General features: G+C 71.1%; 17 protein-coding genes. 14 read left to right on the top strand and 3 right to left on the bottom strand.

Annotation, left to right across the window (positions count from 1 at the left end; genetic code table 11):
- Nucleotides 1–102: 102 nt before the first annotated feature.
- Nucleotides 103–1,929, bottom strand: coding sequence for a bifunctional metallophosphatase/5'-nucleotidase (locus AN218_RS33810; RefSeq protein ID WP_070020848.1), 1,827 nt, complete (start codon nucleotides 1,927–1,929; stop codon nucleotides 103–105).
- 352 nt (nucleotides 1,930–2,281) lie between these two features.
- Here AN218_RS33810 and AN218_RS33815 point away from each other — a divergent pair, with 352 nt between their 5' ends.
- From AN218_RS33815 to AN218_RS33875, 13 genes are all read left to right on the top strand, one after another.
- Nucleotides 2,282–3,106 (top strand): SAM-dependent methyltransferase, encoded by an 825-nt coding sequence (locus AN218_RS33815; protein ID WP_070020849.1) that lies wholly within the window; start codon nucleotides 2,282–2,284, stop codon nucleotides 3,104–3,106.
- 203 nt (nucleotides 3,107–3,309) lie between these two features.
- Nucleotides 3,310–4,629 (top strand): CapA family protein, encoded by a 1,320-nt coding sequence (locus tag AN218_RS33820; RefSeq protein ID WP_070020850.1) that lies wholly within the window; start codon nucleotides 3,310–3,312, stop codon nucleotides 4,627–4,629.
- A 625-nt stretch (nucleotides 4,630–5,254) separates the two neighbouring features.
- Nucleotides 5,255–6,811, top strand: coding sequence for an ATP-binding protein (locus AN218_RS33825; RefSeq protein WP_141747795.1), 1,557 nt, complete (start codon nucleotides 5,255–5,257; stop codon nucleotides 6,809–6,811).
- Nucleotides 6,808–7,212, top strand: a complete 405-nt coding sequence (locus AN218_RS33830; RefSeq protein ID WP_070020852.1) for a roadblock/LC7 domain-containing protein — start codon at nucleotides 6,808–6,810, stop codon at nucleotides 7,210–7,212. The genes AN218_RS33825 and AN218_RS33830 overlap by 4 nt, the downstream gene beginning before the upstream one ends.
- Nucleotides 7,213–7,241: 29 nt before the next feature.
- Complete coding sequence (locus AN218_RS33835) at nucleotides 7,242–7,574, top strand: DUF742 domain-containing protein (RefSeq protein WP_079132891.1); 333 nt, start codon at nucleotides 7,242–7,244, stop codon at nucleotides 7,572–7,574.
- Nucleotides 7,546–8,154, top strand: a complete 609-nt coding sequence (locus tag AN218_RS33840) for a GTP-binding protein (protein ID WP_070020854.1) — start codon at nucleotides 7,546–7,548, stop codon at nucleotides 8,152–8,154. The genes AN218_RS33835 and AN218_RS33840 overlap by 29 nt, the downstream gene beginning before the upstream one ends.
- Nucleotides 8,151–9,422 carry a cytochrome P450 family protein gene (locus tag AN218_RS33845; protein ID WP_420856053.1) on the top strand — a complete coding sequence of 424 codons (1,272 nt, stop codon included), beginning with the start codon at nucleotides 8,151–8,153 and terminating at the stop codon, nucleotides 9,420–9,422. Before AN218_RS33840 ends, AN218_RS33845 begins: the two co-directional genes overlap by 4 nt.
- Nucleotides 9,419–10,672, top strand: coding sequence for a cytochrome P450 family protein (locus AN218_RS33850; RefSeq protein ID WP_070020855.1), 1,254 nt, complete (start codon nucleotides 9,419–9,421; stop codon nucleotides 10,670–10,672). Before AN218_RS33845 ends, AN218_RS33850 begins: the two co-directional genes overlap by 4 nt.
- A gap of 234 nt (nucleotides 10,673–10,906) precedes the next feature.
- On the top strand, nucleotides 10,907–12,238 hold the full coding sequence (locus AN218_RS33855) for a polyprenyl synthetase family protein (RefSeq protein ID WP_070020856.1): 1,332 nt from the start codon (nucleotides 10,907–10,909) through the stop codon (nucleotides 12,236–12,238).
- On the top strand, nucleotides 12,235–13,296 hold the full coding sequence (locus AN218_RS33860; RefSeq protein WP_171908896.1) for a UbiA family prenyltransferase: 1,062 nt from the start codon (nucleotides 12,235–12,237) through the stop codon (nucleotides 13,294–13,296). The genes AN218_RS33855 and AN218_RS33860 overlap by 4 nt, the downstream gene beginning before the upstream one ends.
- A 132-nt stretch (nucleotides 13,297–13,428) precedes the next feature.
- A complete protein-coding gene (locus AN218_RS33865) occupies nucleotides 13,429–13,848 on the top strand; it encodes a PPOX class F420-dependent oxidoreductase (protein ID WP_070020857.1) in 420 nt (139 codons plus the stop codon).
- 308 nt (nucleotides 13,849–14,156) lie between these two features.
- Complete coding sequence (locus AN218_RS33870) at nucleotides 14,157–16,199, top strand: aconitate hydratase (protein ID WP_070020858.1); 2,043 nt, start codon at nucleotides 14,157–14,159, stop codon at nucleotides 16,197–16,199.
- 217 nt (nucleotides 16,200–16,416) lie between these two features.
- Entirely contained in the window at nucleotides 16,417–17,175 is a 759-nt protein-coding gene (locus tag AN218_RS33875) for a thioesterase II family protein (RefSeq protein ID WP_244900920.1), read from the top strand.
- A 10-nt stretch (nucleotides 17,176–17,185) separates the two neighbouring features.
- On the opposite strand, the gene AN218_RS33880 is transcribed toward AN218_RS33875, so the two are convergent.
- Together AN218_RS33880 and AN218_RS33885 are read right to left on the bottom strand one after the other, a co-directional pair.
- Complete coding sequence (locus tag AN218_RS33880; RefSeq protein WP_070020860.1) at nucleotides 17,186–18,433, bottom strand: FUSC family protein; 1,248 nt, start codon at nucleotides 18,431–18,433, stop codon at nucleotides 17,186–17,188.
- A gap of 95 nt (nucleotides 18,434–18,528) precedes the next feature.
- Nucleotides 18,529–19,173: a TetR/AcrR family transcriptional regulator gene (locus AN218_RS33885; protein WP_070020861.1), complete on the bottom strand. Its 645-nt coding sequence runs from the start codon at nucleotides 19,171–19,173 to the stop codon at nucleotides 18,529–18,531.
- A 273-nt stretch (nucleotides 19,174–19,446) separates the two neighbouring features.
- Here AN218_RS33885 and AN218_RS33890 point away from each other — a divergent pair, with 273 nt between their 5' ends.
- Nucleotides 19,447–20,790, top strand: coding sequence for a YncE family protein (locus tag AN218_RS33890; protein ID WP_070020862.1), 1,344 nt, complete (start codon nucleotides 19,447–19,449; stop codon nucleotides 20,788–20,790).
- Nucleotides 20,791–20,845 lie beyond the last annotated feature (55 nt).

The raw sequence follows: 20,845 nt of genomic DNA on the forward strand, positions 1-20,845 counted from the left end.
TGTGCGCCGGTACCGGTACCGGCGCACAGGGCGCTGTCTCCTGCTGTGCGTCTCCTGCTGTGTCCCGCTGTCCTTCCCGTGGCCGTCGCGACGGCCACGGGGTTACTTCTCGACGACCTTGATGCGGTCGGCCTTCGGCGGCTTCAGCGGGTCGGTCTTGGAGGAGTGCTCGCCCAAGTAGCCCTCCAGCGCCTCCAGATCGGACTTGCCGATGAGCTTGTCCTTGCCGTCCTTGAAGGCGGGGAAGCCGTCGTTGCCGCCGGCGAGGAACTCGTTCATCGCGACGCGGTAGGTCTTGTCCGGGTCGAGGGCCTTGCCGTCCAGCTTCACCGAGTCCGTGACGACCCGGTCCTTGCCGGACTTCGTCATGTCGAGCGTGTAGCTGAAGCCCTCCGAGACCTGGAGGATCTTCGGGGACTTCTCGTTGGCGCCGCTGACCTGCTGCTGGAGCGCGGTGACGAGCTGCTTACCGGTGAGGTCGATGGCCGCCATCATGTTGGTGAAGGGCTGCACGGTGAAGCCCTCGCCATAGGTGACGACGCCGTCGCCCTCGCCGTCCGACGCCTTGTGGACGAGGTCGGCCCGGATGCCGCCGGGGTTCATCAGCGCGAGCTGCGCCCCGCCCTTGTCCTCGGGCGCCATGAACTCCAGTTGCGCGTCGCCGATCAGGTCGCCCAGCGGGGTCTCCGGCGTCTTCGCGGCGCTGCCCTTGATGTCGTCGGAGATGTAGCCGATCGGCTTGTCGGCGACCGGGTCGGCCAGCTTCGCCCAGCGCTTGATCAGCGAGGTCATGTCCTTGGCCTTGTGCTGCTTGCGGCTCACCACGTGGTTGGCGCTCTTGACGCCCGTACGCACGATGTCGTGGGTACGGCGGTCGTAGGTGAGCGTGGTGTCCGTGTAGAGCTTGCCGAAGGAGGACGCCGAGGTGACGGTGCGCGGGTTGCCGGACGGGTCCGGGATCGTGCACGCGTACGCCTCGTGGGTGTGGCCGGTGACCAGGGCGTCGACCTTGGGGCTGATGCCCTTGGCGATGTCGGTGATCGGGCCGGAGATGCCGTCGCCCGGACCGGGGCTGTCGCAGTCGTAGTTGTACTCGGGGCTCTCCGGCAGACCGCCCTCGTGGATCAGGGCGACGATCGACTTGACGCCCTTCTTCTCCAGCTCCTTGGCGTACTTGTTGACGGTCTTGATCTCGTCGTGGAACTTCAGGCCCTTGACGCCGTCCTCGCTGACGATGTCCGGCGTGCCCTCCAGGGTGACGCCGATGAAGCCGATCTTGACGCCCTTCTTCTTCCACACCGTGTACGGCTTGAGGATCGGGCGCTTGGTCTTCTCGTCCGTCACGTTCGCCGCGAGGTAGGGGAAGTCGGAGCCCTGGAAGACCTTGCCGTCCTCGGAGCAGCCGTCCTTGGGGTGGCAGCCGCCCTTCTGGAGGCGCTCCAGCTCCGTGCGGCCCTCGTCGAACTCGTGGTTGCCGACGCTGGTGACGTCCAGGTCCATCTTGTTGAAGGCCTCGATGGTGGGCTCGTCGTGGAAGAGGCCGGAGATCAGCGGGCTCGCGCCGACGAGGTCGCCCGCGGCGGCCGTCACGCTGTACGGGTTGCCCTTGCGCGCCTTGCGCAGGGACGTCGCCAGATACTCGGCGCCGCCCGCGGAGACCGTCTCCTTCGAGCCGTCCGGCTTCTCCCGGGAGACCTCGCCGGAGGAGCCGGGCGGCGGTTCGAGGTTGCCGTGGAAGTCGTTGAAGGAGAGCAACTGCACGTCGACCGTGCGTCCTTGGGAGTGCCCGCCGCGGCCGTCGCCGCCCGTGGCGCTCTCCGCGCCGGCCGGTATCGCCGCCGACAGCACGCCCACGGTCGCGGCCAGCGTCACGGCGCCGGCGGTCAACCGGCGCAGGCGTCTGCGCCGTTGAGGGTTCACGGTGGTCATTCGAGGTCCCTTCCTGGTCTGCGCGAGCGCCTGGCAGCCTACGGTCAACGCGCGTAGTCCGTCAGGAGTGTTGCGGTAACGACAGGGTTGCGGGACGGGGAGCGGCGCATGGCCGGGGCGGACGGCGCCGGTACGTAACCGGCGCGGGCCGGCGCGGGGCCGGTACGGGAGGTGCCGGGGGTGCGGGTGTGGGTGCCGGTGCGGGAGGTGCGGCCGGTGACCGCCGCACACCGGGGCGTAACCTCTGCGGCACGCTCCGCGGCGTCCCCGTCCACCGCCGGCACTCGCGCGAACTCCCGTCGGCCAGGCGGCAGTTCGCGGTGCCTCACCCGTCCACCCGAGAGGGGCAGAGTTGAGCAGCGAGGCCGGGCCCGAGCCCCGTACGTCCCGGGATCCGCAGGAGCGGATCGACACCACCCGCCCGCACACCGCCCGGGTGTGGAACTACTGGCTGGGCGGCCGCGACAACTACGAGGCCGACCGCACCGTGGGCGACCACATCCGCCGCCTCCACCCCGGCATCGGCGAATACGCCCGCGCCGACCGGCGGTTCCTCGGGCACGCCGTCTCCCATCTGACGGGCGAGCTGGGCGTACGGCAGTTCCTCGACATCGGCACGGGGCTGCCCACCGCCGACAACACCCACGAGGTGGCGCAGCGGATCGCGCCCGAGAGCCGCGTGGTGTACGTGGACAACGATCCGATCGTGCTCGTGCACGCGCAGGCGCTGCTCACCAGCACCCGCCAGGGCCGCACGGACTACCTCGACTGCGATCTGCGCGAGACCGACGCGATCCTCGAACAGGCCGCCGCCACACTGGACTTCAGCCGTCCCGTGGCGCTGATCCTGCTCGGGGTGGTCATCTTCGTCGAGGACGACGAGGAGTCGTACGGCATCGTGCGGCGGCTCATGGACGCGCTGCCCTCCGGCAGTCACCTCGTCCTCTCGCACACCGTCACCTCGCCGGAGATGCCCGACGTGGACCGGGCCGTCGCCTACTGGAACCGCAACGGGACGCCGAAGCTCACCCAGCGCACCCCGGAGCGGATAGCGCGCTACTTCGACGGTCTGGAGCTGCTGTCGCCGGGCGTCGTCTCCTGCTCGCGCTGGCTGCCGGGGGCGCTGCTGGAGGCGGAGGACGTGGCGATGTTCGGGGGCGTGGGGCGCAAGCGGTAGGGCGGGGGCTCCGGGCCGCGGGGCGGACTCGTCGGCCGGGCTCCGGCCCGTCCCGCTTCCCGTCGCACACCGCGAGGCTCGGGGGAGAGCCGCACACGGGCGGGCGCCCGGGTTGAGCCGGATGGCGGCGCGACCGCGCGAGGCCCTCAAGGGCCCCATATACGTGGGTTTGTCGACTTTCTCCGAGAAAGCGGGAGCCCACCATGAGCACGTACATACGTCCGGCCGTTCTCGCCGTCGCCACCACGGTGCTGCTGGGGGCCGTCGCCGGCTGCGGCGGTCAGCAGGCCCTCACGGGGCGGGAGGGCAGCCGCCACGACGATGCCGCTGCCCAGCGTGGGGCGTCCGCGCGGACGTCGCCGCAGAAGCCGTTCACCATGGTCGCGACCGGCGACATCCTCTCCCACGACTCCGTCATACGGCAGGCCCGCGAGGACGCGGCGGGGTCCGGCTACGACTTCCGCACGATGCTCGCGGGCGCCAAGTCCCTCGCGTCCGGCGCCGACTTGGCGATATGCCACATGGAGACCGTCTACGGCCGCTCCGGCGGGCCGTTCACCGGCTACCCGGCCTTCAAGACGCCCCCGGACGTCGCCTCGGCCGTCAAGGACACGGGATACGAGAGCTGTTCGTCCGCCTCGAACCACTCCATGGACGACGGCGTGGACGGAGTACGCCGGACCATCACCGCCATGGACAAGGCCGGACTCAAGCACGCCGGGTCCGCGGACTCGGCCAAGGCCCGCGGACATACGACGATGATGCGGGCCGGCGGCGCGAAGGTGGCCCAACTCGCCTACACCTACGGGACGAACGACATCCCCGTACCGAAGAACAAACGCTGGGCCGTCAACCTCATCGATCCGAAGCGGATCATCGCCGACGCGCGGGCCGCGCGCCGTGCCGGTGCCGACATCGTCGTGACGAGCATGCACTGGGGCACGGAGTGGCAGGAGGAGCCGGACGGCGACCAGAAGCGGCTGGCGCGGCAGCTCACCCGCTCCCGTGACGGCAGCGGCCGCAAGGACATCGACCTCATCATCGGTACGCACGCCCATGTGCCGCAGGCGTACGAGAAGGTCAACGGCACCTGGGTCGTCTACGGGATGGGCGACCAGCTCGCGGGCAAGATGAACGACCCGCGCGGATCGATGAGTTCGGCGGCGCGCTTCACCTTCGTACCGCCGAAGGGCGGGAGTTCGAAGGGCGGCGGGGCGCCGAAGGGCGGGGCAGGGGACTCCGCGAAGGCGAAGGGTGCCGGGGACGCGCGGGACGCCAAGGACGCGAAGGGGGCGCGGAGTTCGCGCGGTGCCGCCGGGCAGGGGCGGCAGGCGGAGTGGTCGGTGAAGAGGGCGGAGTACATCCCCTTCTTCGTCCAGACGACGCCCCGCATCAGCGTCGTCGACCTCAGCCGGGAGAACGCCCGTGACGCGGGCTCGGGCCGCGCGGAGGCCTTCCGCGCGATCCGCGACGCCGTGCTCAGCCGGGGCGCCGACAAGCAGGGGCTGCGCATGGGCCGTTGAGCGCGCCCGGACGCGGCGGGCCGTACCGGTCGTGCCGGTACGGCCCTCCGGGCTGCCGGACGCCGGGGCGATGGTGACCGATACGGCACGACTGGTCGCTGTTTCCCCGTATATCTGGTTTCCGTTGTTTATGTCGTTCCTCTATTTTCTCTCGCTGAGCCGCTGTAAAGCTCGTTGGGGAGTATTGTCCGGTTGGCCGCCGAAACCGGCCGGTAAACTTGTCGGCGATAAGTGCCCGGATGCGCCACGGGCATTGCCGGGGAACACCCGGAAGGTTCCGCTCACCAGCGGCGAAAGAATGCCGAGTCTTCACACGGCCTCTCACAAGTGCGCCCTGCCGCCCGTCTGCGCCCGCTTCGTCGATTGACGGTGCAACAGAAACACCGCATGTACACGCCGTTAAGAAGTTGCAGGTCATGGGCTTTGGTAAAGAATGCCAAAGGTCGGAGGCGTGACATGGGCCGCGCATCTCCAACTTCCTCTTGCCCGCGCTTCCCACGCAGGGTGACGGCATCTACACTGACGCCGCGTCAACGGCTCCACTTCTCATCGATATGTGAAAGCTGCGGTCAACCTATTGAGTACCGAATCTCTAACACGCCGGACAGGGTTCAGACGCCAGACGGTGTGGCCCGCCGCCCTTTTGCTGGCGGCGGTCGCGGTCGTCACGCAGATGATCAGTTGGTGGACCCGGGCCCCCGCCGTCATGGCGAGCGGATCCGTGGCGGTGGTCGGTCTGCTGGCCTGCCTGCCCCATCTGTGGCGGATGCACCGCGAGGACATACGCACGGCCGACAGCGCGGCACACCGGGCCGAGCAGGCCAAGCGCGCCGCTGAGGCCCAAGTCAGCTCCGAGCGCGCCCAGTTGACCGAGCAGTGGCAGAAGTGGTCGCAGTCGCAGTTCGAGGCGTTCCACGAATCCGTCGAGGCGTGGGGCCGTGATCTGCGTACGGTGCTCGCCGAGCGGCACAAGCCCGACGCCTCGTACTCGAATCTGAGCCCGCAGACCGCGAAGGTGCTCACCGCCGCCCTCGACGAGGTCGACGAGGAACTCGTCGACGTGCAGGACGCCTGTGAGCACGCGATCGTCTTCCTCGCCCAGCGGCTCCAGACCGGCGGCCTCCAGATCCAGGAGAAGGCCGGCGCGCTCATCGACCGGCCCGAGCCGGGACTTCCCGAACTCGGCCTGGAGATCGACCACTTGGCGACGACGTTCGCCCACCACGCGCAGAGCCTGCGGATCCTCGGCGGTTCCTTCACCGGCCAGCAGTGGCAGGAGACCGTCCCGCTGACGGACCTCGTCCGGGCGGCCGGCGGCCAGATCACCGACTACCAGCGCGTCGTCATCGGCGGCGAACCCGACCTGGGCGTCAAGGACTTCGCCGCGGAATGGCTGATCCACCTCGTCGCCGAACTCCTCGGCAACGCGACGACCTACAGCCCCAGCAGCAAGGAGGTCACGGCACAGCTCGAAGCCGTGCCGTCCGGCGCCGTCATCCAGATCGACGACCGTGGCACGGGCATGACCGAGGCCCGGCTGCAGAGGGCGCTGGAACTGGTCTCCGGCCCGCGCGACGTGAGCATCCGCGACCTGCAGACCCCGCAGGTCGGCCTCGCCGTGGTCGGCAACATCGCCCGCCGGCTCAAGCTCCGGGTGAGCCTGGGACGTTCGCCGTACGGCGGCATCCGCGCCGTCGTCCTGGTACCCATGGAACTCCTCGAAGCCATCGACCCGGTGTACACGATGCCCGTACCTGAAGGCACCGCCGGCCCGGCGGTGGAAGAAGCACAGCCCACGCGTGTGGAGCCCGTCGAGAGCGCACCGTGGGGCGACAACTCCTTCGCGCCGCAGAGCAGGTCGCCGCAGGAGGCACCGCCGCTTCCCCGGCGTAGCGCAGCCCGGCAGCCCGAGCCGGCACCCGAGCCGACGCCCGCACCGGCGCTCGCCCCCGAGCCGCCCGCGCTGTCGGACCCCTCGACGGAGACGGCACCCGCGGTGGGCCTGCCCCGGCGGCGCTCCCCGCGCCACAACCAGCAGGCGGCTCCCGCCGAGGCGCAGCACACCAGCATCGGCAGCGACGACGATCCCGACGCCGCCGCTTCCTTCATGAGCTCCTTCGTCATGGGGGGCCGGACCGATGACGAAGACACCGATTCGCCCCAGGGGGACGACGCCCGATGAGTCACGAAGCAGCCGCGCACGACCAGTCCTGGATGCTCAGTGACGTCGCTGAAGTCCCCGGTGTCCAGCACGCGGTGGTGCTCAGCGCCGACGGGCTGGTACGCGCCCGTACGCGCGATCTCGGTATCGACGAGGCCGACACGCTCGCCGCTGCGGCGGCCGGTCTCCAGTCGCTGGGCGTCTCCCTCGCCGGCCGTTTCGGCGAGGGCGGTCTCAAGCAGCACATGGTCGAGTGGAAGGGCGGCTTTCTCTTCCTGCGGGGAGCAGGGGACGGTTCGAGGCTCGCGGTGATCACCAGCAACAAGGTCGACCCGGGCGTCATCGCCTCCCAGATGGTCCTCCAGGTCCAGCGGTTCGGCGACCACCAGGCCAGTCCGCCGAGGAGGCGCTCAGTAACGTGACCCGACCGAGAGGACCGAGAAGGGGTCCTGTGCGCCCCTACGTGCTGACCGGGGGGCGCGCTCGCCCCCGTCAACGGCTGGCGGTGGAGACGCTGCTGGAGACCGTCGACGACGGCACCGAGCTTCCCGTGACCGCCAGCCGGCAGGAGCGGATGCTGTACCGGATGTGCCGGCACAGACTCTCCGTGGCGGAGTCCGCCGCGCACCTGGGGCTGTCGGTCAGCGTCGTCACGATCCTCGCCTGCGACCTGATCGACGCCGGCTACCTGATCACACGTTCCCAGGTACCGAAGGCGCAGCTTCCCGACGTGCACATACTCCAAGAGGTACTCGATGGACTCCGCAGACAACTCAGCGCCTGACCGGCGCTATCTGGCCCCCACCGTCGATCAGGCGCTGAAGATCCTCGTCGTCGGCTCGTTCGGGGTCGGCAAGACGACACTCGTGGGGAGCGTCAGCGAGATCGACCCGCTGCGCACCGAGGAGACCATCACGCAGGCCAGCACGGGCGTCGACGACCTGTCCGGGCTCTCCGGCAAGACGGCCACCACCGTCGCCATGGACTTCGGACGCATCACGCTCAACTCCCGCATGGTCCTGTACCTCTTCGGCACCCCGGGGCAGCGGCGGTTCTGGGACCTGTGGGAGGGCCTGGTCATCGGTTCGATCGGGCTGCTCGTCGTGATCGACACCCGCCGTATCGAGGACAGCTTCGAGATCCTCGACCAACTCGACGTGCGCAACCTGCCGTTCGCCGTCGCCATCAACCAGTTCCCGGACTCCGTCCGGTACGAGGAGCAGGATCTGCGCGAGGCGCTCGATCTGCTGCCCGACACCCCGCTCGTGCAGATCGACGCCCGTAACCACCACTCGTCGGTGCAGGCGCTGATCACCCTCGTCGAGTACGCCGCCCGCCTCAAGGCCCAGGAGAAGGTCGCGTGACCACCCCCGCACCGACGCACTCGTACACCACCGAGTCGCTCATCTCCCTGACCGAGATCACTCAGTCCAGGGATCCGCACCGCATCTACCACCAACTGCGCCTGGAACACGGCCCGGTGGCGCCCGTACTGCTGGAGCCCGGCGTGCCCGGGTGGCTGGTGATGGGCCTGGAGCAGCTCCGGATCATCACCGAGCGCGAGGCCCTCTTCTCGCGTGACGCCCGCAACTGGCGCGACCTCAACGACGGCATCGTCTCGCCCGACTCGGGGCTGCTGCCGATGATGGCCTACCGGCCGAACGTCATCGGCGCCGACCAGCAGGAGCACCGCCGGCTGCGCCAGCCGCTGGACGACGGTGTCGGACGCATCAACCACCGTGCGCTGCGCCGCCAGGTGCAGCGGATCTGCGGTGAACTCATCGGCCACTTCGCCCAGTCGGGGCGCGCGGACCTCGTCGCCGACTACGCGGCGTACGTGCCGATGCTGGCCGTCGCGAGCCTCTTCGGCCTCGACACCCGGCAGGGCCACGAGCTGCGCTCCGCGCTGATCGCGCTGTTCAGCAGCCAGACGGACTCGCAGGTCGGCAACCGAAGCTTCGAGCAGATCCTCTTCGACACGCTGCGCGAGCGGCAGGCCAACCCCACGGACGACCTGACGACCGCGCTGATGACGCACCCCAACCTCCAGGACGACCCCGAGGTCCTCCAGTCCATGGTGGTGATGATCTCCGCCGGGAACGAGACCACCACCTGCTGGATCGCCCACACGCTGTACCGGATGATCACCGACACCTCGTTCGACGACCGGCTGCGCAGCGGCCAGCTCGGCGTGGACGACGCGCTCGACGAGGTGCTGTGGCGCGAACCGCCGATGACGCACATGCCCGCGCGGTACGCGCTGCGCGACATCGAACTCGGCGGCCAGTCCATCCGCCAGGGCGACGTGCTCATTCTCGGGCTCTCCGCCGCCAACTCGGACCCGGCGCTCGCCCCGGGCGGCCACCGCCCGGCCAACAACCGTGCGCACATGGCCTATTCGGCCGGCCCGCACATGTGTCCCGCACAGGACACCTCACGTGTGATCACCCGCACGGCAGTGGACACCGCCCTGCACATGCTGCCGGGCCTGCGTCTGATGGTCACCCCCGGAGAGATCAACTGGAACCCCTCTCCGTGGACCCGGTGCCCGACGCAGCTCCCCGTCGCATTCGCCGTGCCGCACGAGATCAGCTCGCCCTCATCCGCCCACCCCTTTGGAGAGACCGCATGACGGCAGACCAGGCCTCGCACTCCGGCGTACCGCTCCTCGAACTGGACCCGTACGGCCGCGACCACCAGGGAGAGGCCGCGAGACTGCGAGGACTCGGACCGGTGGTGCGCGTCAAGCTGCCGGGCGATGTGGAGGCGTGGAGCGTCACCCGGCACGACCTGCTCAACCAGCTCGTGCTGGACCCGCGCATCTCCAAGGACTGGCACAACTGGAGTGCCATGCAGCGCGGCGACATCCCCGACGACTGGCCGCTGATCGGCATGGTCAAGGTCACCAACATGGTCACGGCGGACGGCGCCGAGCACCGCCGGCTGCGCAAGCTCGTCAGCCAGACCTTCACCGCCCGCCGCGTGGAGGAACTGCGGCCCGGCACCTACCAGATCGTCCAGGACCTGCTGGAGGCGCTGCCCTCGCACGCCGACCCGGACGGCACCGTCGACCTGCGCAAGCACTTCGCGTACCCGGTGCCGATGCAGGTGATCAGCGACCTCTTCGGCATCCCCGACTACGAGCGGCCCGAGCTGCGCGAGGCGGTCGACAAGATCTTCCGCTCCGACCTCTCGCCCGAGGTGGTCGGCGCCAACCAGATCGCCGTGTACCAACTCCTGGCCCGCGTCGTCGAACTCCGTACCAAGGAACGGGGCGACGACCTCACCAGCGCGCTCATCTCCGCCCGCGAGGCCGAGCCGGACGCGCTGACGCAGGAGGAACTCGTCGGCACGCTGCTGGTGATGCTCTCCGCGGGGCACGAGACCACGCTGAGCCTCATCGTCAACGCCGTACGGGCCCTGCTCACCCACCCCGACCAACTCGCCCTCACCAAGGGCGAGGAGGACATGTGGCCCGCGGTCGTCGAGGAGACGCTGCGCTGGGAGGCGCCCATCGGCAACTTCCCCTTCCGCTACCCGACCGAGGACATCGAGGTGGCCGGCGTCGTCATCCCGGCGGGCGACCCGATCATGGCGCCCTACAGCGCGGTCGGCCGGGACCCCGAGCAGCACGGCCCGTCCGCCGGCAGCTTCGACATCACCCGCGAGCAGGCCCGCCATCTCGCCTTCGGGCACGGCGCGCACGCCTGTCTCGGCGCACCCCTCGCACGGCTGGAGGCCACCATCGCCCTGCGCGAACTCTTCGCCCGCTTCCCGGACATGATCCTCGGCGCGGTGCCGGGCACGCTCGACCCGGTGCCGTCGCTGTTCTCCAACAGCGTGACGACGCTGCCGGTACGGCTCGGCCATCCGGCGGGGTGACCCGAGGCGGGAGCGGCAGGGACGGCGGCCGGTGAGAGCCCCCGCCGTCCCGGCCCCCGGGTGCGATGCCCGGGGGCGGTCCGGAGGGGGTCGCGCCGTCAGGCCGGCCGGACCGCAGGGGGAACGGGGGAGCAGGGGCCTTTCGCGCACCTGACCCCGCGCACGACCGCCGACGTCCGCATTCTGCTGCTGCCCGAAGCACCACCCAGGTTCTTCACGGAAGGCGCGCCGCCCATGCTCGACGGACAGGATTCCCCGGACAACCCCTCGTCCCCGCCGCCCGGTTGGCCGGCCGCGGACCGGACGGGGCGCTACTACGGCCGCACCCGGCAGACCGGTCCGGGGCCCGCCGCCCCGGATCTCTTCGGCACCCCCGACCTCTCGGACCCGTTACTGCGCGGAGTGGTGCGCGGGGTGCACGGCGGCACCCGCGAGACCGCGCGGGTGTACCTGGAGGACTGGCTCGACGTACGGGGCCGCGATCCCCTCACCGGCATGCACCGCTGGGCGCTGCTGCCGCCCGGCAAGCTGCTGCGGCCCGTGCTGCTGCTGGAGTCGGCGGCGGCCGTGGGCGGCAGCCTCGACCAAGTCGGGCCCGTGGCAACGGGGTTCGAGCTGATGCACGCCGGCAGCCTCATACACGACGACATCATCGACGGCGACGAGGTGCGCCGGGGGCGCGCCGCGACCCACTGCCGCTACGGCGTCGACCGTGCCGTCGTCGGGGCCGACGCCCTGTTCTTCGCCGTCTTCGAGACGCTGGGGGAGTGCCGCAGGCGCGGCGTGGCCGACCGGCTGATCACGGACGCGACCGCCGTCATCGCCGAAGCCGGACTGGACATCACCCGCGGCGCCACGCTGGAACTGGACCTCAGCGGCGCGCTGCACGACGACACCGACGGCTATCTGGAGATGGCCCGGCTGAAGACCGCGGCGCTGCTGCGCGCGGCGTGCCGTACGGGGGCCGTACTGGCCGGCGGCACGGGTGAACAGGCCGACGGGCTCACGGAGTTCGGGGAGGCGCTCGGGATCGCGTTCCAGATCCAGGACGATCTGCTGCCGTACGTAGGGCCGCGCGGAGGGTCGTCCGGGGCGGGTACGGATGCGGGTGCGGCCGGTTCCGGCGCTGGTTCCGGTTCCGGTGCCGATTCCGGTTCCGGTGCTGATTCCGGCTCGGGTTCCGCGTCCGGTGCCGGCTCTGGTTCGCGTGCCGTCGGGCAGTTGCCCGAGGCGTCCGACCGCGCCCGTACCGCGGGCAAGTCCCGTACCAGCGATCTGCGCAACAGGCGCCCCGCCCTGCCGCTGCTGCTCGCCCACCGCAACGGCAGCGACGCCGACCGCGCGCTCCTCGCCGAACTGCTCGAAGGCGGCGCCGACGACGAACTGGCCCGGCAGGAACGGCTGCACGGGCTGCTGGAGGCGACCGGTGCCCTGGAGGCCGCACGGCACACCGCCGACCACTATCTGGACCGCTGCCGGAAGGCGCTGGAGGTGCTGCCGCCCAGCCCGCACCGGAACCGACTCGCAGCACTGGCCGACCAGTTCACCAGCCGGGGGGACGCGTGACGACCACGAACGCCGGTACCACCGGACCCGCCACGTCGCGGAAGAGCGCACCGACAGAGCAGCCTGGCACCGGGCAGGAGCACGCCGGACAGGAGCACACCGGGCAGGAACACACCGGGCAGGAGCCGGGGAACGGGCCGGAGGAGCCGGGGAAGCGGAGCGGGGTCCGGTCCGCCCTCGCGGCCGCCGGCCGGATCCCCCGTCTGGTGTGGCGCGAGATCTTCGTCAGCTACCGCTTCAACAGCAACGACCTGTACTCCACGGTCGTACCCGCCTCCTGCTTCGTCGTCGCCGCGATCCGCCACGCCGGACTCGGGCCCTCCCAGGCGGCGTCGACGGTCGCCGGAGCCGTCGCCTACTTCTGGCTGTTCATCTACGGATCGAGCCTCATCAACCAGATCACGGGCGTCGAGGAGGACCGGCTCAACAAGCCCTTCCGGCCGCTCGTCACGGGCGACAGCACCATGGCGGGCGCGAAGCGGCGCCTCGCGGCCGTACACGTCCTCTTCCCCGCGCTCGGACTGCTGCTGGGCGTGGTCGAGTGGGCGCTGCTGTGGCAGTTCCTGTTCATGCTCCACTACGCATGGGGCGGGCACCGCAACTGGGTCGCCAAGAACCTGCTGATCGCGCTGGGCGTCGTCTCCCAACTCGCCGCCGCCTGGCAGATGGTCACGCCGATAACGGAGCCCGTGTGGTGGTGGATAGCCACCATGGCCGTCATGACGTTCCTGATCATCGGCGTACAGGATCTGCGGGACGTCGAGGGGGACCGGACGCTCAACCGGCGCACCATGCCGATCGCCCTCGGCGACCGGCGCTGCCGCCGGTGCCTCGCGGGGAGCTTCGTCCTGCTGCTGCCCGTCACGCACGTCGTGATGGTGGCGCCCGCCGGGTTCCACTGGTGGACGGCCGCGATCGACGCCGCGCTGGCCGGGCTGAGCCTGCTGCTGGTCTGGCGCGTGCTCCGGCTGAGCACGCCCGCGCAGGACCACCGGACGCAGCGGGTGGTGGAGTGGTGGTACACGTTCGTACTCGCCACGGCCGTCGTGCTGCTGTGACGTCACGGGTTCCGCGCCCGGCGGGCGATATCGCCTCGGCTGCCGGGTAACCGTCCCCGGACCGTACGGGGCCGGGCCGGTCCCGGTCCCGTACGGGAAGAGCAGCACGCGAGAGAGGACCAGGAGCACGCCATGTCGAAACCACCGCTCGCCGATGCGGCAGTGGAGATGCTGAAGAAGGCCAACCCGGCCGTCGTCACGACCCTGCGACCGGACGGCCAGCCGGTGTCCGCGGCCACCTGGTACCTGTGGGAGGACGGCCGCGTCCTGGTCAACATGGACGAGGGACGCAAGCGGCTCGGGCACATCCGCAACGACCCCCGGGTCACGCTGACCGTGCTCGACGAGAGCGACTGGTACACGCATGTGACCCTCATCGGCCGCGTCACCGGACTCCGCGAGGACGAGGGCCTGGCCGACATCGACCGCCTCGCCCGGCACTACCTCGGCAAGCAGTATCCGCAGCGCGACCGCCGCCGCTTCAGCGGCTGGATCGAGATCGAGCGCTGGCACGGCTGGGGCGCGCAGAAGGACAGCGGCCAGGCGGGCTGACGCCCCGTCCGCCGCGGCGCACACAGGGCGGGGCCGGGGCGGCTCCCGTGACCGGGCGGCCGCCCCGACACCCCCTGTACGGCGGCGACTTGGCCGCCGTCGAAGGCCGGATTGCGCATGCCCGCGCCCTGCGTCCGCGCCCCGCTCGCGCCCGTACACCCGTGCGCGGTCCGTCCGCCACCGTCCCCGCACCGCCCCGCCCGGACGGGCGACCCGGCACCGCCCCGTACGTACTCGCCGTCCCGCCGGGTACGCGGAGGCCCTTGAGCCCAGTGCTCGACCGGCACCACAGCAGAGGGGAGTCCGTCATGGTGAGTGCGGACGCGGCGGCCGTCACGACGGTCACGGGCAACGGGGCGCGCGGCACCGTCACGCAGCGCCTCATCCACGACCACCTCGTCGAGGGCGAGACGCAGCCGGGCCGCGAGATCGGACTGCGCGTCGACCAGACGCTGACGCAGGACGCCACCGGGACCCTTGTGATGCAGGAACTGGAGTCGCTGGGCCTGGACCGGGTCCGTACGGAGGTCAGCGTCCAGTACGTCGACCACAACATCCTCCAGGCCGACGAGCGCAACGCGGAGGACCACGCCTTCCTGCGCTCGGCCGCACGACGGTTCGGCGTCTGGTACTCCAAGCCCGGCAACGGCGTCTCGCACCCCACGCACATGCAGCGCTTCGGCGTCCCCGGCAAGACCCTCGCGGGCTCCGACTCCCATACGTGCGCGGCCGGTTCGCTCGGCATGCTCGCCGTCGGCGTCGGCGGGCTGGAGGTGGCGCTGGCCATGGCGGGGCGCCCGCTGTATCTGCGGATGCCGCGGATCTGGGGCGTACGGCTGACCGGTGAACTGCCGCCGTGGGTGAGCGCGAAGGACGTCATCCTGGAGCTGCTGCGGCGGCACGGTGTGAAGGGCGCCGTCAACCGCGTGCTCGAATACCACGGTCCCGGCGTGGAGTCGCTGACCGCGATGGACCGGCACGTCATCGCCAACATGGGCGCCGAACTGGGCGCCACCACCAGCGTCTTCCCCGCCGACGAGGCCGTACGGACCTTTCTGCGGGCCGAGGGCCGCGAGGAGGACTTCGTCCCCGTGGCCGCCGAACCGGACGCCGTCTACGACCTGGACGAGGAGATCGACCTCTCCTCCCTCGAACCGCTGATCGCGCGTCCCTCGTCGCCGGGCAACGTGGTGCCCGTACGGGAGGTCGCGGGACGGCCCGTCGACCAGGCCGCCATCGGCTCCTCCGCGAACCCCGGGCTGCGCGACTTCGCCGTGGCCGCCGCGATGGTTGCCGGGCGCCGCACGGCCGACGGCGTCAGCCTCGACGTCAATCCGACCTCGCGTGAGATCCTCCAGGACCTCACGCGCACCGGCGGCACCTTCGACCTCGTCGCGGCCGGCGCCCGGCTGCACCAGAGCGGCTGTCTGGGCTGCATCGGCATGGGCCAGGCGCCGGCGGCGGGCCGCAACTCGCTGCGTACGTTCCCGCGCAACTTCCCCGGCCGCTCCGGCACGGAGGACGACTCGGTGTGGCTCTGCTCGCCGGAGACCGCCACCGCCTCCGCGCTGACCGGCGTCATCACCGATCCCCGCGACTGGGCGGCCCTCGCGGGCGTCGCGGCGCCGCACGTGGAACTGCCCGAACACGCCAGCGTGAACCGGGAGATGCTGGAGGAGCCGCCGCCCCCGGAGCGTGCCGCCTCGATCGAGCTGGAGCGGGGCCCGAACGTCTCGGCGCTGCCCCGGCTCGACCCGCTGCCGGACGTCCTGGAGGGGCCGGTGCTGCTGAAGACCGGGGACGACGTCTCCACGGACGAGATCTCCCCGGCGGGGGCGAAGGCGCTGCCGTACCGCTCGAACATCCCCAAGCTCGCCGAGTTCACCTTCACGCGTATCGACCCCGAGTATCCGCGCCGGGCGGCGGAGACGGCCCAAGAGGGCGCGTACGACGGGCACTTCGTCGTCGGCGGCGACAACTACGGTCAGGGTTCCTCGCGTGAGCACGCCGCGATCACGCCGCGCCATCTGGGACTGCGCGCCGTCGTCGCCAAGTCCTTCGCCCGCATCCACTGGCAGAACCTCGTCAACTTCGGTGTGCTGCCTCTGGAGTTCGAGGACTGCGGCGACGCGGAACGCATCCGCACCGGCGACGTGCTGCGCCTCGACGGGCTGCACGCACTCCTCGGCGCGGACGCGGACGCCGACTCCCAGGGCGCGTCGCTGCGGCTGCGCAGCGTCACCCGGGACGAGTCGTACGCCGTGCGGCACCGGCTCTCCCCGCGGCAGCGCGAGATCGTACGGGCCGGCGGCATCATCCCGGCGCTGGCGGCGGCGAACTCCCGCCTATAGCGGGCGGGTTGGGCGCTGCGGCGGGGGCCGCGGTCAGGGTCGGCCCGGGTCCGCCGCCCCTCCCGGAGGTCACTGGTCCCCGCCGGTGTTCTACGCTCGGACGCCGGTCGACGACGCCGACACCGGTCGGACGACGCCGACAGAGGCCGGCAGAGACCGGCGGGGGTCGGCAGACGGCGTACAGACGGCGACATGGGGGAGTCCGATGAACGGTCCGGTGAGACAGCCGGCTTCGGCGTGGCTGCGTGCCTACGCGACGCCCGGAGCGGCACCGGCAGAGGTCCGTCTGGTGTGCTTCCCGCACGCGGGCGGCTCGGCCAGCTTCTACCGCGACTGGGCCGGACTGCTCCCCGCACACGTCGAATTGCTCGCCGTCTGCTACCCGGGCCGCGAGGACCGCTTCGGCGAGGAGTGCGCCGCGCACCTGGCCGACCTCGCCGACCCGATCGCCGAAGCCCTCGCCGCCGACGCGGAGTCCCCGCTCGTCCTCTTCGGGCACAGCATGGGCGCCGCGGTGGCGGCCGAGGTGGCGCTCCGGCTGGAGAAGCGCGAACGGGCCCGCCCGCAGCGGCTGTTCGTCTCCGGACGCGAGGGCCCGGGCGCCGAGCGGGGCAGCGAGCTGAGGTCGTACGACGACGACGCGCTCGCGGCGGAGGTGCTGCGGCTCGGCGGCCACGGCGCGGAGATCATGGACCAGCCGGGCGTGCGCGAGCTGCTGTTCCCGGTGCTGCGGGCCGACTACCGGCTCATCGACTCCTACCGCCCCGGCCCCGGGCTGCGACTGACGACGCCCGTGACCGCGCTGAGCGGCGAGTCCGACCCCGCGTGCACCGCCGAGGAGTCCCGGGTGTGGTCCTCGGCCACGTCCGGCTCCTTCGAGCTGCGCAGCTTCCCCGGGGACCACTTCTTCCTCGTGCCGTGCCGGGATCAGGTCGTGGGCCTGGTCGCCGAGCGGCTGCCCGCGGCGCGGGGCTGAGGGACGGCCCTCAGCCGGTGTCCTCCCGGCGTCTGCGCGGCCCGCTCGGCAGCGGTACGTGCAGGGCCCGGGTGAGCTTGGCGAGCATCCGCTGCCGTCCGGAGACCTCGTCGCGGGTGTAGCGGTCCAGCTCCTCCGCGAGCCGCATCGACCGCTTCTCCACGTCCAGTTCCTCCAGCATCCGGTCGATCTCGGCGAGCAGCGCGCCGTGCAACTGCCATTGGCGCGGATGGTGTTGTACGCCCGTCAGCAGCAGCTCCGCGATCCGGTCCCGAGCGGCGCGGGCCGCGGCCAGCTCCTCCACGAGCCGCTCCTCGGCGGTGTCGGAGTCCTGGGTGACGTCGCTGGTGACGAGGACGGCGAACGCCTTGACGGCTCCGGCCAGATGAGCGAACAGCTCCTCCAGCGCCTCGGCCTCGCGGGGCGGGAAGAGCGGCTCGCCCGTACGGCTCTTGGCGAGGTCGGTGAGCGTACGGGCGGTGACGCGGAGCACCACGACGCAGATCTCCAGGGTGTCCAGGCCGGTGCGCAGCACCACCCGCGAGAGCAGGCCCTCCTTGACCCGGGGGTTGAGCTTCAGGCTCTCCTCGGCCTGCTTCAGCGACGCGTCGACCTGCACGATGTCGTGGTCGAGGCGGCGGGCCTCCTGGAGCCGGGCCGCGGCGTCCTCGACCGGGGTGTGGTCGCCGAGCTCCTCGCCGACGAGCCGGATCAGATGGCGCAGCCGGCCCGCGAGGTCCTGGATGGAGTCGGTCGCCGAGCGCGTCCACACCGGCGGTACGAAGAGCACGTTGAACAGCAGCCCGACCACGGCGCCGATGAGGGTCTCCAGCACCCGGTCCAGCGCCGTCTCGGCGACCCGTGTGACGCTCACGCCCAGCACGAGCATGGCGCTGATGGCCACTTCGGGCACGAACTCGTTGACGCGTACGAGGTGTCCCACGGTCAGCGAGGCGAGGATCAGCACGCCCAGCGACCACCAGCTCAGCCCCACGAGATTGCTGAACCCGACGGCGACGAGCACGCCCGCCACCACGGCGTTCACCCTCCGGATGCCCCGGGTCAGGGTGGCGTACAGCGTGACCTGGACGGTGAGCAGCGTGGTCAGCGGGGCGAGCAGCGGGTCCTGGGCGTTGCTGAGCCAGAGCGCCGCGAGATAGCTGAGCACGGCTGCGGCCGTGGACCGGAGGGTCTGGACGACCACGGGATCGTCGCGGCGCCGTGCGAGGTCGGCGAGGGGTTCGGGAACGGCCGGCACGTGGTGGCCCTTCCCGCCGGGGACGCGGATGGGGCGCGGGGCGGGCGGCTGCCACCCGAGTGGGCCGTGCGGCCGTGTACGCCGTACCGGTGTCGTCAGTCCGGGGAGCGCAGCAACGCCAGGAGCAGATGGACGAGTTCGTCCACGACCTGGTCGAGATCCGCGTCGACCCAGCCCGCCGCCCAGTCGTGCAGCAGGCCGTTGACGCTGCCGATGAAGGCGGCCGCGGTGATGCGGTAGTCGCGGTCGGGGGCCTCGCCCTTGCGTACGGCCGCCGCGGCCTCGGCGCGGATCAGGTCGACCCAGCGGGCGCGGCGGGTCAGCCGCTGCTCGTCCATGCGCGGGCTGACGCCGACGATCTCGGTGAAGTTGATCCGGATACGGCGCGGGTCCTCGGCGATGCTCGCGGCGTACGCGCGGAAGACGGGCCCGTAGCGCTCGGTGAACGGCAGACCGTCGGTACGGGCGAGGGCGTCGACGACGGCGCTCTCCGCGTAGTCGTTGACCTCCAGATGGAGCGCGGCGAGGACGTCCTCCAGACCGCGGAACTGCTCGTAGAACTGCCGGGTGGACAGGCCGGCTTCGACACAGAGGGCGGCGACGGTCGTCGCCTGGTAGCCGGGTCCGGCGCCGAAGAGCTGAAGGGCGGCGTCGAGGAAGCGGCGGCGGCGCTCGGCGTGCCGTTCGTCTGCCGCTTTCCCTGCGTAGCGCCCGGTCGGCCGCTTCAGCCCTTCCGTCACCGCTCTCCCTCGCTCGTGGTCGCCGCCATCTTCTCCCCCGACAGGGGTTGAAGAACCGCTGACGGCTCGTTACTTTCAGGTATCGCAAAGTGAAGTGAGACGTTTTCACTTTGCGCGGCTGGGGGCGCTCTGTCGCGGAGCGCCGGGCCGAGCGGTGCGTGATCCCCCGTCATGCACCGCCCGTTTCCAGCCGTGGTCCGGACCGGCAGGGTGCCGCCGTGCTCTGCCGGTCCGGTCCCGCGACGGACGCAAGCCGCTACCCGAAGGAGCGCCATGCCCGTCCCCAGGGAGAGGTCCGCGAGGTCCGCTCGGCTCCGTCCTCGCCGTTCCGCCGCCGTCGCCGCCGCACTTGTGGCCGTGGCCGTGTCCGTCACGACGGGCGCCGCGCCCGCACCGCACGCCGTACCGGAAGCGCACTCCGCCTCCGCGTCGCACTTCGCCTCCGCCGAAGCCGCCGGCAAGCGCGCCGGTCTGCAAGAGGTGATGTTCGTCGGCAACAACTGGGAGGGCACCGCGGACGTGATCGGGTCCAGCGGCTCCTTCGAGAAGCTCGGCCGCATCGACGTCGTCCCCGACAGGCAGCAGCGCCTGGACGAGATCTACGCGAACCCGATCAAGCTCGCCTTCTTCCTCGGCATCCGCAACGGACCCGGCGAGGGCCACGACCAGCTCGTGGACGACATGTACTCCACCCCCGACGGCACGTCGATGGTCGTCTCCCGGCCGAGCTTCGCCGACGTCGTCTCCATCGACGTACGCACCGGGAAGATCAACTGGCGCTTCCCTGTCTCCGGTTTCCGCTCCGACCACATGGCCGTCTCGCCGGACGGCGAGCGCGTCGCCGTCTCCGCCTCGACGTCCAACACCGTCCACGTCCTCGACATCGACACGGGGGAGGAGGCCGGTTCGTTCGCGACCGGCGACAAGCCCCACGAGAACGTCTTCACCGACGGCGGGAAGCGCATCTGGAACATGTCCATCGGGGACGTGCAGACCGACACCGACGACCCCTGGCTGGACTGGACGAAGGGCGACCGCAAGATCACCGTCGTCGATGCGGAGACCTTCGAGAAGGTCGAGGTGATCGACATGCGCGAGCGCCTGGACGCCTTCGGGCGCAAGGACTTCTCCGACGCCGTGCGCCCGGTGGCCTTCACGCCCGACGAGTCGAAGCTCTACTTCCAGGTCTCCTTCTTCAACGGCTTCTTCGAGTACGACGTCGCCGCCGACAAGATCACCCGCGAGAAGGTCCTGCCCAAGAACCCCGACACCAGCGAGGACCGTACGACCTGGGTCAACGACTCCCGCCACCACGGGATGTCGATGAGCCCCGGCGGCGACAAGCTGTGCGTCGCCGGGACGATGGACGACTACGCGACCGTCGTCGACCGCGAGTCCCTGGCGGAGGGCCCGCTCGTCCCCGCGTCCAAGCCGTACTGGGCGACGGTCAGCGGCGACGGTAAGTCCTGTGTGATCTCCGAGGCGGGCAGCGACCGGGTCACCGCGATCGACTTCGCCAGCGGTGAGAAGACGGTCTCGGTGCCCGTCGGCGACCATCCGCAGCGGGTGCGTCTCGCCCATGTGCCGGAGGGCTGGAGCAGCCCGGCCGGCGGCTGAACTCCCGGGCCGCCGGGCCCGGTAGAGCCGGGGGCGGGCGCATCCCCGCGCGCCC

The sequence above is a fragment of the Streptomyces nanshensis genome (assembly GCF_001751255.1).
In the GTDB taxonomy this organism is placed as follows: Bacteria; Actinomycetota; Actinomycetes; order Streptomycetales; family Streptomycetaceae; genus Streptomyces; species Streptomyces nanshensis_A.

Bases quoted from the DNA above. Each gene is read 5' to 3' on its own strand.
- AN218_RS33830 (WP_070020852.1), top strand. From the start codon at position 6,808: ATGAGTCACGAAGCAGCCGCGCACGACCAGTCCTGGATGCTCAGTGAC.
- AN218_RS33820 (WP_070020850.1), top strand. From the start codon at position 3,310: ATGAGCACGTACATACGTCCGGCCGTTCTCGCCGTCGCCACCACGGTG.
- AN218_RS33865 (WP_070020857.1), top strand. From the start codon at position 13,429: ATGTCGAAACCACCGCTCGCCGATGCGGCAGTGGAGATGCTGAAGAAG.
- AN218_RS33850 (WP_070020855.1), top strand. From the start codon at position 9,419: ATGACGGCAGACCAGGCCTCGCACTCCGGCGTACCGCTCCTCGAACTG.
- AN218_RS33870 (WP_070020858.1), top strand. From the start codon at position 14,157: ATGGTGAGTGCGGACGCGGCGGCCGTCACGACGGTCACGGGCAACGGG.
- AN218_RS33855 (WP_070020856.1), top strand. From the start codon at position 10,907: ATGCTCGACGGACAGGATTCCCCGGACAACCCCTCGTCCCCGCCGCCC.
- AN218_RS33840 (WP_070020854.1), top strand. From the start codon at position 7,546: ATGGACTCCGCAGACAACTCAGCGCCTGACCGGCGCTATCTGGCCCCC.
- AN218_RS33890 (WP_070020862.1), top strand. From the start codon at position 19,447: ATGCCCGTCCCCAGGGAGAGGTCCGCGAGGTCCGCTCGGCTCCGTCCT.
- AN218_RS33810 (WP_070020848.1), bottom strand. From the start codon at position 1,929: ATGACCACCGTGAACCCTCAACGGCGCAGACGCCTGCGCCGGTTGACC.